The 14,362-nt window shown below is 69.6% G+C and carries 14 protein-coding genes; 2 read left to right on the top strand and 12 right to left on the bottom strand.

Translation table 11 applies throughout. The annotated features are described in order from the left end of the window. Positions 1–98 precede the first annotated feature (98 nt). From LI336_RS12590 to LI336_RS12575, 4 genes are all read right to left on the bottom strand, one after another. Positions 99–428: a DUF7853 family protein gene (locus tag LI336_RS12590; protein ID WP_227133485.1), complete on the bottom strand. Its 330-nt coding sequence runs from the start codon at positions 426–428 to the stop codon at positions 99–101. A gap of 342 nt (positions 429–770) precedes the next feature. Continuing rightward, entirely contained in the window at positions 771–1,352 is a 582-nt protein-coding gene (gene idi / locus LI336_RS12585; RefSeq protein ID WP_227133484.1) for an isopentenyl-diphosphate Delta-isomerase, read from the bottom strand. 165 nt (positions 1,353–1,517) lie between these two features. Further along, positions 1,518–1,778 carry a hypothetical protein gene (locus tag LI336_RS12580; protein WP_227133483.1) on the bottom strand — a complete coding sequence of 87 codons (261 nt, stop codon included), beginning with the start codon at positions 1,776–1,778 and terminating at the stop codon, positions 1,518–1,520. 196 nt (positions 1,779–1,974) lie between these two features. Further along, the gene (locus LI336_RS12575) at positions 1,975–2,388 is read right to left on the bottom strand and encodes an Lrp/AsnC family transcriptional regulator (RefSeq protein WP_227133482.1); all 414 of its coding nucleotides are present in this window, start codon (positions 2,386–2,388) and stop codon (positions 1,975–1,977) included. Between the two features lie 105 nt (positions 2,389–2,493). Here LI336_RS12575 and carA point away from each other — a divergent pair, with 105 nt between their 5' ends. Both carA and LI336_RS12565 read left to right on the top strand, forming a co-directional pair. Next, a complete protein-coding gene (gene carA / locus LI336_RS12570; protein ID WP_227133481.1) occupies positions 2,494–3,558 on the top strand; it encodes a glutamine-hydrolyzing carbamoyl-phosphate synthase small subunit in 1,065 nt (354 codons plus the stop codon). Positions 3,559–3,832: 274 nt separating this feature from the next. After that, the gene (locus LI336_RS12565; RefSeq protein WP_227133480.1) at positions 3,833–4,219 is read left to right on the top strand and encodes an N-acetylmuramoyl-L-alanine amidase; all 387 of its coding nucleotides are present in this window, start codon (positions 3,833–3,835) and stop codon (positions 4,217–4,219) included. Here LI336_RS12565 and LI336_RS12560 read toward each other — a convergent pair. From LI336_RS12560 to carB, 8 genes are all read right to left on the bottom strand, one after another. Then, positions 4,201–4,935 (bottom strand): SDR family oxidoreductase, encoded by a 735-nt coding sequence (locus LI336_RS12560; protein ID WP_227133479.1) that lies wholly within the window; start codon positions 4,933–4,935, stop codon positions 4,201–4,203. The two genes, LI336_RS12565 and LI336_RS12560, sit on opposite strands and share 19 nt — an antisense overlap. A 73-nt stretch (positions 4,936–5,008) precedes the next feature. Then, a complete protein-coding gene (locus tag LI336_RS12555) occupies positions 5,009–5,284 on the bottom strand; it encodes a DUF8015 family protein (RefSeq protein ID WP_227133478.1) in 276 nt (91 codons plus the stop codon). A gap of 331 nt (positions 5,285–5,615) precedes the next feature. Further along, positions 5,616–6,608 (bottom strand): PrsW family intramembrane metalloprotease, encoded by a 993-nt coding sequence (locus LI336_RS12550; protein WP_227133477.1) that lies wholly within the window; start codon positions 6,606–6,608, stop codon positions 5,616–5,618. Between the two features lie 99 nt (positions 6,609–6,707). After that, positions 6,708–7,373, bottom strand: coding sequence for a plastocyanin/azurin family copper-binding protein (locus LI336_RS12545; protein WP_227133476.1), 666 nt, complete (start codon positions 7,371–7,373; stop codon positions 6,708–6,710). Beyond that, the gene (locus tag LI336_RS12540; protein WP_227133475.1) at positions 7,370–8,041 is read right to left on the bottom strand and encodes a hypothetical protein; all 672 of its coding nucleotides are present in this window, start codon (positions 8,039–8,041) and stop codon (positions 7,370–7,372) included. The genes LI336_RS12545 and LI336_RS12540 overlap by 4 nt, the downstream gene beginning before the upstream one ends. After that, the gene (locus tag LI336_RS12535; RefSeq protein WP_227133474.1) at positions 8,038–9,084 is read right to left on the bottom strand and encodes a 2Fe-2S iron-sulfur cluster-binding protein; all 1,047 of its coding nucleotides are present in this window, start codon (positions 9,082–9,084) and stop codon (positions 8,038–8,040) included. Before LI336_RS12535 ends, LI336_RS12540 begins: the two co-directional genes overlap by 4 nt. Beyond that, positions 9,081–10,553 carry a methyl-accepting chemotaxis protein gene (locus tag LI336_RS12530; protein WP_227133473.1) on the bottom strand — a complete coding sequence of 491 codons (1,473 nt, stop codon included), beginning with the start codon at positions 10,551–10,553 and terminating at the stop codon, positions 9,081–9,083. The genes LI336_RS12535 and LI336_RS12530 overlap by 4 nt, the downstream gene beginning before the upstream one ends. 279 nt (positions 10,554–10,832) lie before the next feature. Further along, positions 10,833–14,009 carry a carbamoyl-phosphate synthase large subunit gene (carB, locus tag LI336_RS12525; RefSeq protein ID WP_227133472.1) on the bottom strand — a complete coding sequence of 1,059 codons (3,177 nt, stop codon included), beginning with the start codon at positions 14,007–14,009 and terminating at the stop codon, positions 10,833–10,835. Positions 14,010–14,362: the final 353 nt, after the last annotated feature.

The following is a 14,362-nucleotide window of genomic DNA, read 5'->3' as shown; positions in this document are numbered from 1 at the left end:
GGGCTGGCCGTCGCTCGTCGGTCGGGGAACGGGTAGGGGGAAGAGGGGGGGTCGCCGTTGTGGGATGACAGCGACGGGTGCGGTGAGGTCCGGCCTCGCTAGCAGAGTGCGGCCGGTGGGCCGTCGAACTCGCGTTCGATGCGGTCGACGATCGCCACGGAGAGGGCGACGTCGGCGTCCGGCGTCCCGTCCGCGCCCGCGTAGGCAAGCAGGGCGCAGCGCAGCCGCCAGGCTTCGAACGCTGTGAACCGCGCGTCGTCTTCTTCGAGCTTTTCGGCGGCCTCGAGCGCCCACCACGGCTGTTCGTCGGTGTCGGCGTCCTCGTCGAGGAGGTGCTCGAGTACGACGTGGTGGACGACCCAGGCTTCGGCTCGTGAGAGCGCGAGGCGGTTCGTCGGCGGCTGGTTCGGGACGGTATCGGTCGACACTTGCTGTCACGAGGCCCGTGAGCCTCACGTGTCAGTACGACGGACACCCTCATAAGCATTGGCGTGTGTTAACAACCCACGCACGACCGGGATGGGGTTATCTACCCTCGCCCCCCGACCCTCGGGTCGACCGCAACGCTGGCACGCGGTTCACGTGGGGTTATCGACGCCCGAAGACGCATCGCGAACCCGAGACCGACCCGCGAACGCGAACGCGGTCGCTCCAGCGGACAGGTCACCGGCGGAGAACGAACGGAAGAAAGCGGTTACTCGACCGCACGAGACCGCGTCCTCCAGCAGTCGACTACTCTACCGCACGAAACCGCTCCTTCCGACAGTCGATTACTCGACGTCGCGACGCATCGCGATCTCGAACCACGGGCAGAGTCGGAGCTGCCGGTAGAACTCGGGTTCCTCGTGGAGGCGCTCGTAGGGCACCCACATGAGGCCGCCGACCTCCTCGGGGTTCGGGTCGAGGTCGGTGTCGTGCAGCGTCGCCTGGAGGACCGCGCAGACCTCGTGCTCGACGCCCGCGTTCTCGAAGTAGCGCTTGTACTCGAAGCGGTCGGTGACGCGGAGGTCGTCGTACTGGTCGGGCGTGATACCGAGCTCGTCGTCGAGGCGCTGGCGGGTCGCCTCCTCCTGGGTCTCGCCCTCGCGGGGGTGAGAGGCGACGGTGCCGTCCCACCACGTCCCCCACAGGCGCTTGCCGGGGGCGCGCTGCGCGAGGAGGATGCGGTCGTTCTCGTCGAACAGGAGCGCCGTGAACGCGCGATGCCGGATGCCGTCGCCGGTGTGCGCGTCCAGCCGGTTGACCAGGCCCTGTGGTTCGTCGTCGGCGTCGACGGCGATGACGTCCTGCGAGGCGTTCTCGTGCTCGAGGTCCCCGCCGGCTGCGTCGGCGGGCGAATCGGGTGCGCTCATACGTCAACGGAACGCGAACCGAAGTGAAACCACCTTCGACTCGCGACGGCGACGCGTCGCTCCCTGGCTCGAATCCGGTGATTGAGAGCGACGGTAGGAGAGGGAGTCCGAGAGCGAAGGTCGAAGGAGGAGTCGAGGGGAGAGGTCGGGGGATGGGTTGCGTGGTCAGTTGGTGGCGTCGACGAGGTGCTGGAAGCCCCAGTAGATGCCGAGGACGGCGGCGGCGGAGAAGAACCCGCCGAGCATGGTGATGATGCGGACGTCCCGCGGGATGCCGAACGCGTGGGGCCAGACGCTGAACCAGAACGTGAACAGGAGGATGAGCTGGCCGAGCGCCATCATGGTGAACGCGGCGCCGGTGTTGAGGGTTTCGTCCATCTCGCCGGACCCGTCGAGGTCCCACGTCCGTTCGCTTGGGGCAGGCATGGTAGCTAATGGTGAACACCAATGGCAACGTAATAGGGCTATCCCTTGGTTGCAGGCGACGACCGCGAAATTCCAGCCGGCATGGATGCGAAAGGCCACGGGGCGCCCGGGTCGACGAATCGGCCGGGCGAGAGACCAGCGACGACGGTGGAGACGAGGGCAGAAACGACGACCGTCCGCCAGGCGGCCGCGAACGCTACCCGAGGCGTTCGTCGAGGATGAGCCGGGTCTTCGTCGCGTCGACCTCCTCGAGTTCGCGCGCCTGCGTGATGAGTTCGTTCACGCCCTGGGTGTCGGCGGCGTCGACGACGAGCACGATGTCCTCCTCGCCCGAGACCATCCAGACGAAGTCGACCTCGTCCCAGTCGGCCATCCGGTCCGCGACCTCGCCCGTCGCGACGTCGACGGCGACGCCGACCTCTATCATCGCCTTCACGTTCCCCGTGCGCGTGGACACGGTGAACCGTTCGATGACGTCGTCCTCGGTCATTCGTTCGACGCGGTTCCGGACCGTTCCCTCGCTCGTGCCGACCTCCTCCGCGATCTCCGTGTACGGCGTGCGAGCGTCTCGCCGGAGGATGTTGAGGATGCGGCGGTCGAGTTCGTCCATGTAGATTCGTACGTACACCACCCCCAACCTAAACGATTACGAAATTCGTAACGATGCTACGAAAGCAACGCTTATGAGGTCGGGGTCGATACGTATCTCGTAACGATGGACGCCTACGTAGCCATCGAGGGCGGACACGTGATCGAAGCACGTGGCCGCGCTCCAGGAACGACGAACGGCGAACTGGTCTTCACAACAGCGTACACGGGATACGAGGAGAGTCTCACCGACCCGTCCTACGAGGAACAGATCCTCACCTTCGCGTACCCCCTCATCGGGAACTACGGCGTGCGCGAGGAGCGCTTCGAGTCCGGCCGCGTGCACCCCAACGCCGCGGTCGCTCGCGAGCTCACCGACGACGTCGCCGAGTGGCTCACCGAGGAGGGCGTGCCCGCAGTCGACCAGATCGACACGCGCGACCTCGTCACGGACGTCCGCGAGGACGGCGCCATGGCGTGCGGTATCGCCGTCGGCGACGACGTGACGCCCGAGGACGCGCTCGCGGAACTCGAGGACTGCACGGCGATGAGCGACCACACCGACATCGGCGCGCAGGTCTCCGTCGACGAGGTCGAGGTCACCGAGGGCACCGCTGACGGCGAGACCGTCGCGCTCATCGACTGCGGCGCGAAGCAAGCGATCGTCGACTCGCTGAACGAGCGCGGCGCGACCGTGCACCGCATGCCCTACGACGCGACGCCCGCGGAGGTCGAGGCCGTCGACCCCGACGTCCTGTTCGTCTCGAACGGGCCCGGCGACCCCGCGAACTTCGACGCCGCCGTCGAGGTCGTCGACGCCTTCGTCGGCGACGTCCCCGTCGCCGGCATCTGTCTCGGCCAGCAGATCGTCGCTCGCGCGCTCGGCGGCACCACGGAGAAGATGGCCTTTGGCCACCGTGGCGTCAACCAGCCCGTGCAGGACGTCGACTCCGGGAAGGTCGTCATGACCACGCAGAACCACGGGTACACGGTCGCGGACGCCCCCGAGGCGCTCGAGGTCTCCCAGATCAACGTCAACGACGGGACGCCCGAGGGTCTCGACAGCGACGACCTCGACGTCATCACGCGCCAGTACCACCCCGAAGCCAACCCCGGCCCGAACGACTCGCTGAGCTTCTTCGACGACGTGCTCGGGATGGCCGAGGCGAAGCGAACGGTCCTCGCGGACTGAACCAGGACGTAGGCGTCCAGCTCCTTCGAGCACTTCGACCGCGAGCGACCGCCACGCTCGCGTCCGGCGCTCTCGGTGCTGTCCACGACGTACGGTCGGGCAGACCGTCGTCTCCAGTCGGCGAGTAGAATGCCACGCGAGTGCTGTTTTACGTACCGAGATTCGTCTGTGTAACTATGCGTCGGTGAAGATTCCTGTAGACGAGCACCGGAGCCGTCGCGGCGGGGACGCCCTCGGAGCCGCCGGGAGCGCCGCCGCGGCCGACGAACCCGCTATGGAGTACGTGAGCGCGCACGACTCGAACTACGCGAGCGCGAGTCGCGACGCGAGCGACCTGCGATGGATCGTCGTCCACACCATCGAGGGCTCGGCCAGCAGCGGCATCAACTGGTTCCAGAACCCCGACGCGAACGTCTCCAGTCACTTCGTCGTCGACGAGAACGGCCAGATAACGCAGCTGGTCGACCTCGACGACGTCGCGTGGACGCAAGAGAACGGGCCGTACAGCGGCCCGACGCTCGCGGGAATGAACGTCTACTACGCGACCGACGACCGGTGGGACGTCGAGAGCGCCGGGCACTACCGGACGCTCGCCGAGAACGTCCGAGCGGCGGAGAACACGAGGGACGCTCGCCGTCGCGTTCAGGACGGGATGGAGTAGCCGGAGCGGCGCGCGACGAGTCCCGTCTCGGGGCCGCTCCACGCGAAGTCGACGGCGTCGGTCGCGGTCGTCGCGTCGCTGCTCGCGACCTCGAACGTCCGGTTCCGGGCTTCGGGCGTGGTGAGGGTGGCGGTCATCAGCCACGCGAGGTCCGCACGACCGATGCGGCCGGACACGTCGTCGCCGCCTTCGCCCGTGACGACGTCGTGGCTGCGTGCGTCGTCGGTCGTCGCACCGGTTCTGAGTATCGTGTAGGGAACGCCGCGCTCGCGGAGGTGTCGTTCCGTGTCGTCGAGCGCGCGAAGGATGCGGTAGTTGTAGAGGCGGCGCGGGAGCACCATCCCCGACGCGGAGTCGCCGACGCCGATGGTGGAGTGCAGGACGACGTACGGGCGACTGTTCTCGTCGACGGCGTCGAGGAGGTTCCGGAGGCCGCGACCGCCGTCGAGCGGGCCGACGACGCGCCCGAGGCCGCCGTCGGTGGTCGTACAGCAGAACGCGTCGACGTCGGCGACGGCGTCGGCGAGCGCGCGGTGGTTCGCGAAGTCGGCGTGAACGACCTCGTCCGCGCCGGCGTTGCGTGCGCGACGCTCGGCGTCGGCGTCCGCGACGAGGGCGCGGAGGACGTACTCGGTCTCGCCGAGGTACGTCAGGAGGGCGGTGCCGACGGGCGTTGCGGCGTCTGCAACCAGGACGCGATACGATTCGTGTGGCACATTCACACACTACGTTCTGGGGGAGGTAAAACGTTCCGTGCGACCACTTCGGTGCCGGTTCCGAGCGACTTACTTACCCGGTCCGACGGCGGCGACGGGTCGCCTCCTCGGGGCGACCGGTGGCGTCGTCGCGACGACCGACGACGCCGGTGCCGGCGGGCGGATGCAGGAAGCAGACGTCCGCGACGACGAGCGCGCACGCGACGGCGCCAGCGCCGAGGAGCGGCGGCACCGGCAGCCCCGAGAGGACGGCGGCGAGTGCCGGCAGCGCGAGGAACACTGGGATAACGCCCAGCGCGACGTCGTGTCGAGACAACGCCACGTCCGTCGGTGTCGTACGCGATACCATCGTTCGCTGGTCGGTATCCGTGCGTTCCATAGCTCTATCCGGTCACGACGTACGGACGATTCCATAGTAAACATTTCGTCGAAAGCCACGCACGAACCGCCGAACAACCGCCAGCGAACCGCCAACGAATCCCCTCGGTGGCCGTTCCGATTATTCGAGAATAATATCTGAACGTGACGAACCGCCCCGAGCAGGAGGCAGCGAGCTCGCGCGCGGCGAACGGCGAGCGGGTCGCGCGGCTGGTGCTGCGACGCCCACGGACCGACGGAGCGGGTCGCCGCTCAGTCCGCGTTCCCAGTCGCCCGGTCAGTCCGCGTTCCCAGTCGCCCGGTCAGTCCGCGTTCGCCTGGGTGGCGCCCGCTCGATAGTACCGGTTGTACTTCGAGAGCTTCCGGTAGAGGACGTACCCGACGGCGCCCTCGAACGCGAACACGAACAGGACGAAGCCGACGCCGCCGTCGACGAGCGGGAACGCGCCGAAGTCGACGAGCGTCACAATCGAGTTGTACGTCGCGTGGATGCCCGCCGCGATGAGCAGGCCCTTGACGACGATGGGGCCCCAGTGGTCGTCGCTGAACTTCGCGAGCCCGAGGTAGTAGCCGGATATCGCGGAGTACAGCACGTGGCCGGGGCCGACGAACGACCGGGAGGTCGCGACCTCGAACGCGCCCTGGAGGCTCTGGGCGGCCTGGAAGCCGCCGGCGTCGATGACCGCGCGCGAGATGTACAGCGCGTTCTCGATGGTCGCGAACCCGAGGCCGGCGACCGCGCCGTAGACCGCGCCGTCGATGACGGCGTCGAACGCCGCGCTCCGGTACGCGTACAGGCGCACCGCGAGCCACTTCACGGTCTCCTCGACGGGGCCGACGACGAGGAAGAAGAACACGACGAGCGCGAGCACGCTCGGGACGTACGCAGTGACGACGGACTTGAGCGCGGAGTTCGCGAGCGCCGCGAAGCTCGCGAGGAGGATGGAGAGCAGGAAGGTCGCGGCCAGCGGCCAGACGGGTTCGCGCATCGTCGGGTTCTGGTACCAGATGACGCCGACGATGACGAGCGCCGGCAGGATGGACGCGAGCGTCAGGACGCCGAGCGTCGGCCGGACCGTGATGCCGAACACGACCAAGCCGAGCTGGGCGGTGAACGCGAGCACGGCGAGCGCGACGACCGCCCAGCGCGCGCTCGCGACGATCCCCGAGTACACCGCGACCGCCAGCCGGTCGAGCGCCGTTCGTGGTTCCCACGTCGATACCTCGTACCCGCCGTCGGTGACGGGGTCGCGCGCACCCTCCCCGGAACCGTCGTCGCTATCGGGTGGCCCCATTGTGTACGAACGCCGAGCACGCCGCGCTCGGAGTAGATGCGGCCAAAATACGTAGTTTCGGGCGTCGCCGTCGCGCCGTCTACGCTGGGCCGAGTGCGGTCAACGGACGGTGAACGACCCCTCCAGCCCGAGCGTCTGGTGGGGTGCGCAGAAGCACTCGTACTCGCCCGGTGCGTCGAACGTGTGCGCGTGCAGGTAGCCCTCGCCGTAGGTGTCCGACGCGTCGCCGGGGGTGCCCGTCCAGTCCGAGTCCTCGGGTTTCTCGCGGACGCGGACGTTGTGCCCGGAGTCCTTCCACTGCCAGTGGACGGTGTCGCCGGCGTCGATCGTGAACGTCTCCGGCGAGAACCGGAAGCCGTCGGGCGCGACCTCGACGACCTGATCGGGCTCCTTCGCTTCCGGTGGAACCTCGGTCGCCGTCGCCGTCGCGGTCTCGGTGTCCTCGGTCGTCGGCTCGCCGGGCGCAGTGGTGTCGTCCGCAGTGGTATCGCCGCCGTCGGTCGTTCCGGCGTCGGCGGTCGTCGCGTCGGCGCGCGTCGTGTCCGCGTCCGCGCCCCCGCCGTCGCCGCGCGTCGTCGCCGTCCCGGCCGGGTCGTCACCGGTCGTCGCCGCGCCCGCGCCGGGCCGGGACGGCCCCCACGGGTTCGAGAGACAGCCGGCGGTCGCGAGCGCCGACAGCGACGCGCCGGCGGCGGCGAGCACACGACGGCGCCCGGAGTCGCGGGCGTCGTCGCGACCCTCTTTGCGGGGTTCGCGGTCGGTCATGCGCCGCCCTCCTCGGCGTCGTCGCCGGCGCGCTCGCGGTCGAGTTCCCGGAACTCGTAGGGGCTCGCGGCGTCGTCGGCCGCGTCGGTGTCCCGGTCGCCGACGCGTGCGTCCACGAGCAGCGGGACGGCGTGGACGACGCCGGTCGCAGCGAACGCCCAGTCCCCGACCGTCGAAGGGAACAGGACCGCGGCGAGGACGACGAGGCCGGCGGCGAGCGCGCCGACGAGGTACGCGCCCCGGGCGCGGTGCGCCGCGAGGAGGCCGGTGAGCGCGAACCCGACGCCGATGACGACGGGCCACGGCGTCCACAGGAGCGTCCGGCCGAGCGACGGCCCGAACGCGCCCAGGACGACCGCGACGTCCACGAGGAGCGCGAGCGAGACGAGGGCGCCCCACGCCCACAGCAGCGGGCTGTACCGGACGACGCGCTGGCCGGCGGCGAGTGCGAGCGCGACCATCCCGACGCTCGCGACGAGCCAGTACGCGACCACGACCACCGCCGCCTCGAACCCGAGGACCTCGAGTGCGAGCCCCGGCGAGGACGCCAGGAACTGCGTGCCGCCCCAGCCGACCGCGGCCAGGACCGCGCCGACGACGAGGAACGCGTCCAGCCCGAGGCCGTCGCGCATCGACGCGTCGGTCTGGCTCGCGGCGGTGTCCATCATCGCCCACCACCCCCGTTCGCCGCCGCCGTCCCCGGGCCGTCGGTGGCGTAGTCGTACTCGCCAGCGTACTCCGCCTCGGTCACCGCGACCACGGACGCCGGGTCGACGAGCGCGTCGCCGTCGGCTGTCGCCTCGCCGTCGACCGCGTCGTCACCGCCCGCGTCGCCGTCGTCGGGTTCTGCGACGTCCTCGACGTGCTGGCCCCAGTAGCCGCCGCCCTTCTCGACGACGACGTCGCCCTGGACGTGCGTCTGGCAGGAGAGCCGGAGGCCGCTCTCGGTCTCGTGCGGTGGGAGCGACAGTCGGCGTTCCTCGCGTTCGCCCATCTCGTCGACCTCGCCGTCGCACGCCACCGCGCACGTCCCGCAGAGGCCGTTCCCGCCACAGTTCGCGACCTGCGTCACGTCGTTGTGCGGCGAGTACCCCTCGGCCGCGAGCAGGACCGCACGCAACTGGTCGCCGACCTCGCACGTCACCGACCGGTCGCCGAACGTCACGGTCGGCGTCCGCCGGAAGGACGGACTCTCGCCGTCGTAGGTCATGTCCACCGCCGCCGTGAGCCAGCAGCCGTCGTACTTCCCGCCCGCCTGCTTCGCGAGCACGAACTCGTACGTTCGGTCGCCGTCGGGGTGGCGCGCCAGCACCGCCTGCACGTACCGGTCGCCGTCGCGCTCGCCGGGGCCGCGCTCGACGGTGCGCGCACCGACGAGCCGGTCGTAGATCGCGCCGAGGAACGTCGCCGCGAACCCGTCCAGGTCCCCGTGCGTCTCGCGGAACGCCGGTGCCGCGAAGTCGAACAACGTCCGGACGCTCCCCGGGACGTCGCCGGCGGCGCGCGCCGCCGCCGCGTCCACGTCGCCCGCCTCGATGGCGTCGAGCTGCACGCGGAGCGCATCGCCCGGGCCGAGCGCGGGAGACGGCCCGACCGCACCAGCCGTCCCGTCCGACGCTTCCTCGTCGTCCGCGACGGCACCAAACACGAACTCGCCGTCGACGTGCTCGTCGTCGCTCCCGCCCGCCGCGGACGCGTCCTCGTCCGTCATCGCGAGCCCTCCACTGCCGGCTCCGGGGCGTCCGTCGACCGCACCGTGAACTGCTCGAGCGCACGCTCCAGTTGCCCCGCGCCGTCGGCGAGCCAGTCGACGCGACGCTCGATGCGCTCGATGACCGCCTGCTGTTCGCGCGCCGTCGCCGCCACGTCGCTCGCCTCCGTCGCCGTCTCCGCGCCGATCTCGCGGACCGACGCGACGTTCTCGCGGACCGCCGCCGCGCGCTCGGTCCCCGCGTCCGTCGCCTCGTCGATGCGGTTCGCGTCCGCCGCCGTCTCGACGACCACGCGCTCGACGTCCTCGAACGCCCCGAGCGCGTCCTCGATGGTGTCCGCGCCCCTGTCGAGCGCCGCCTGCGTGCGCTCTATCTCCGCGAGCGCCGCCTCCGTGTCCGTCGCCACGTCACCGAGCCCGGCCTCGATGGCCGCCGCGGCCGCCTCCGTATCGTTCGACAGCTGCTGGATCTGCTCGCCGAGGTGCGTCATGCTCCCGTCGTCGCTCGTCTTCTTCGCCTCCAGCGTCGTGTTCATCGCGAGGTGCTCGGTCTGGTTCGTCAGGTCCCGGACCTCGTCCGCGACGTCCGCGACTTCTTCGACCGTCTCCGAGAGCGACTCGATGCCGTCGACCGACGCCGCCATCCGCGCCTCTATCTCGTCGAGTTCCGCGAGCGCGTCCGTCGCCGCGTCCGCGCCCTCACTGGTCGTCGCCGCCGCGCGCTCGGACTGCTCGGCGACCGCACCCGCCGACCGCGCCACCGTCCGCACCTGCTCCAGGAGGTCCGCCATCGCGTCCGCGGTCTCCTCCAGCTCCGCGTGCTGGGCCTCCACGCCGTCGCTGATGGACGCCGTCGCCTCGGTCACGCGCCGCGTTCCCGCTTTCGCCGCCCCGGCGTTCTCGTCGGCCTCCCGCGCCGCGTCTGCGACCGACCGCGAGAACGAACGGACCTCCGCCACCATCGTCTCCATCTGGTCCATCATCTCGTTGAACCCGGTGGCGAGCGCGTCGAACTGCGGGACGCCCGTCTCCTCGTCCATCCGCCCCGTCAGGTCGCCGCGCCGCACCGATGACAGCGTCCGCGTCTGCGCGGTCGCCGTCGTCGCCAGTTCGCGGTTCAACGACTCGACGGTCGCGACCTGCTCGCCGAGCTGGTCGCGTAACTCCGCGACGCTCCAGGCGAGCTGGCCGACCTCGTCGCGCCGCGTCGGCTCGAACGCCGCGTCGTACCGCCCGGTCTCGACCGCCGTCCGCGTCTCCCGGTCGAGGTCGCGCAGTCCCGTGACCACGGAACGCTCGACGAACGCGAACGCCACCACGATACCGACGGTCATCGTCGCGAACGCGAGGATGCCGCCGCGGTAGATCGCCTGTGCTTGCGCGTAGTTCGCGTCGAGCGCGACCGTCGCCCGCCACACCGCCACGGCGACGACGACGAACGCCACCGCGATGGCGGCGAGCGCTGCCACGACGAACTTCCCCGTCAGCGACGCGCGCGGATCGACCCCGCGCCGGACCCGCCGCCAACCAGCCCCAACTGTCGCTCCAATGACCCCTCTTGCCATACCCGTACCATCACCCACGACATAAAGGGGATTTTGCCTAATCTCTCCCAAATTCGCACCAAAATCACGCCAACGGACGATAATACGCAGCCACCAGCAATCGGAAGATACGTTCGCCGGCTGCGCGACGAGGCACCTTTCGCCGGCGGCGCGACGAGGGACCTCGGGGACGCGTCCCCGCCGTCAGCCCCAGTCCTCGGTGCGGCGCGGACGCTCGCCCACCGGAAGCACCTCGAGGTCGCCCTCGCACACCGCGAGTCCCTCGAGGTACGCTTCGGCCGCTGCTTCCGTGGAGAGGTACGCGATGTCCTCCTCGACCGCGGTCTTCAACGCCTCCGGGTCGTCGCTGACGAGGAAGTCGACCGCCCCGTCGATGATCGCCTGCGAGACGTCGTCGAACTCGACGACCGTGAAGTACTCGCCGAAGCGCTCGGGGAGGTCGTCGTCGTCGCCCGCGAGCGCGACCACGGCCTTCCCGCCAGTGTTCACGGCGTTCCCGGCAGCGTCCTGAGCCTTCCAGTAGGCCATCCCGAACGAACTCGCCGTCCCCATGACCTCGCCCGTCGACTTCATCTCCGGCCCCAGGCGCGGGTCCGAGTTCGGCAAGCGGTCGAACGGCAGCACGACCTCCTTCACCGAGTAGTGGTCGGGGACCTGCTCGGCGACGTCGAGGTCCGCGAGCGTCTCCCCGGCCATCACCTTCGCCGCGACCTTAGCGATGGGGACGCCCGTCGCCTTCGACACGTAGGGCACCGTGCGCGAGGAACGCGGGTTCGCCTCCAGGACGTACACCTCGTCGTCCTTCACGGCGAGCTGGACGTTCATGAGACCGACCGTGTCGAGCGCGCTCGCGATGTCCTCGACGACCCCGCGAACGCGCTGCTTCGTCTCGTCGTCGAGCGACCGCGGCGGGATGACGCACGCCGAGTCACCCGAGTGCACGCCAGCCGTCTCGATGTGCTCCATGATACCGCCGATGAGGACGTCCTCCCCGTCCGAGACGGCGTCGACGTCAAGTTCGACCGCGCCCGCGAGGAACTCGTCGACGAGGATCGGCTTGTCCGGGCTCACGCGGACCGCCTCCTCGACGTACTGCTTCAGGTCCGCGTCGTCGTGCACGACCTCCATCGCACGGCCTCCGAGCACGTAGCTCGGGCGAACGAGCACCGGATACCCGATGTCGCGAGCGAGTTCGAGCGCCTCCGCCTCGCTCGTCGCACTTCCGCCCTCGGGCTGGGCGATACCGAGCTCGTCCATCAGGACGTTGAAGCGGTCGCGGTCCTCCGCGAGGTCCATCGCCTCCACGCTCGTCCCCAGGACCGAGCAGTCGAGGCCACGACGTTCGAGCTCGGCCTCGAGCGGCTCGCCGACGTTCACCGACGTCTGCCCGCCGAACTGCACCATCACGCCGTCCGCGTCCGTCGCTTCGACGACGTCAGCGATCTCCTCGGCGGTGATCGGCTCGAAGAACAACCCGTCGGAGGTGTCGTAGTCCGTCGACACCGTCTCCGGGTTGTTGTTCACGACGTGCGCGTCGATACCGAGCTCCTCCAGGGCCTGGACCGCGTGCACCGAACAGTAGTCGAACTCGACGCCCTGCCCGATGCGGATGGGGCCGCCGCCGACGACGACGACGCTCTCCATCTCCGGGTCGACCTGGAGCTCGTTCCGGTACCGGCTCGAGACGTGCGAGGGCTGACGCGCCGAGTAGTAGTACGGCGTCGACGCCGCGAACTCGCCCGCGCACGTGTCCACCTGTTTGAACGAGCGCTCGGGCGTCGCCGCCTCGACCGCCTCGACGGTCGCCGCCGTCCCACCGTCACCGGTCGGTGCCTCCGCGACGCGACCGCCGTCGCCCGCCAGTTCCGCGACCTCCGCGTTCGTGAACCCGACCTCGCCCGCGCGCTCGAAGTCGCCGTCCTGCGCGGCCTTCGCCGCGTTCGCGACGTTCGCGAACCGCTCCACGTACCACTCGTGGATGTCCGTCATCTCGATGACGTCCTCGACGCTGTACCCGCGGTCGAACGCCTCGAACATCGCGTACGGCCGGTCCGGGCTCGGCCGCACCAGGAACTCGCGCTCGAGTTCCTCGTCCGCGAGGTCCGGCCAGTCGACGTCCGGCTCGTACTCCGAGGACCGCAGCGCCTTCAACAGGGATTCCTCGAACGTCCGCCCGATCGCCATCGCCTCGCCCGTGCTCTTCATCGCCGTCGACAGCTCGAAGTCCGTCTCCGGGAACTTGTCCTGGGGCCAGCGCGGGACCTTCGTCACGACGTAGTCGATGGCGGGCTCGAACGCCGCGGTCGTCTCGCCCGTGATCTCGTTCGTGATCTCGTGCAGGCGCTTGCCGAGCGCGACCTTCGCGGTGACGCGCGCGATCGGGTACCCGGTCGCCTTCGACGCGAGCGCCGAGGACCGCGAGACGCGCGGGTTCACCTCGACGACGCGGTACTCGCCGCCTGGCGTGCCGTCGTCCCGCCACGCGTGCTGGATGTTACACCCGCCCTCGATGCCGAGTTCGCGGATGACCTTCAGCGCGGAGTCGCGCATCTGCTGGTGGCCTTCGTCCGGGATGACCTGACTGGGCGTGACGACCGTGCTCTCGCCGGTGTGGATGCCCATCGGGTCGATGTTCTCCATGTTACAGATGATGATACAGGAGTCGTCGCCGTCCCGCATCACCTCGTACTCGAGTTCGACCCAGCCGTCGATCGACTCGGTGATCATCACCTCGTTGTTCCGCGACAGGCGCAGGCCCTTGCGGACGCGCTCCTTGAGTTCGTCCATCTCCTCGACGACGCCGGACCCGGCGCCGCCGAGCGTGTACGTCGTCCGCATGATGACGGGGAGGCCGCCGACCTGGTCGACGGCGTCCTCGATCTCGTCGACGCTGTTGATGGTGACGGACTTCGGGACGGGTTCGCCGATGGACTCCATGCGTTCGCGGAAGAGGTCGCGGTCCTCGGTCGCGTAGATGGTGTCGAGCGGCGTCCCCATGATCTCGACGTCGTACTCGTCGAGGACGCCCTCTTCGGCGAGTTCCGCGGTGACGTTCAGGCCGGTCTGGCCGCCGAGCCCGGCGATGACGCCGTCGGGTTCCTCGCGCGCGATGACCTCCGCGATGGCGTCGGTCGTGATGGGTTCGATGTAGACCTTGTCCGCCATCTCGGGGTCGGTCATGATGGTCGCGGGGTTCGAGTTCACGAGGACGACTCGCGCACCCTCCTCCTGGAGCGCGCGGCACGCCTGCGCGCCGGAGTAGTCGAACTCCGCGGCCTGCCCGATCTGGATGGGGCCGGAGCCGATGAGGAGGATTGTGCGTCCGTCCGCGTCGTCGTCGGTTGGTGTCCCGCCGGTCATGGTTGCTTATCGATTCTCAGTCCGTACATCGTAATAAGACCCACGATAGATTACGAGGAGCGTAATTCGATTTCGAACTTCGAAATCTTGCCGGAAGGAAGGCGGCCGACCCACGCCAGAGACTCCCACGCCCGCGGAAGAACCACCCGCTCGCGGCCAGCACGCGAGGACATGGAAGCGACCGCCGACGCACCCGTCACGCCCCCACCGGTCGGGGACGACCAGGTCGTCGTCGTCCACCCGACCTCCCGGAACGGGCCGGATTTCGTCGTCGACCGCGCCGCCACCCGACCTCCCGGAACGGGCCGGATTTCGTCGTCGACCGCGTCACCACGCGCCTCCGCGAGCGCTTC

The organism is Halorubellus salinus (assembly GCF_020567525.1).
Lineage (GTDB): Archaea > Halobacteriota > Halobacteria > Halobacteriales > Natrialbaceae > Halorubellus > Halorubellus salinus.
The sequence above is the reverse complement of the archived record's forward strand: the minus strand, read 5'-3'. Positions and strand labels throughout refer to the sequence as shown.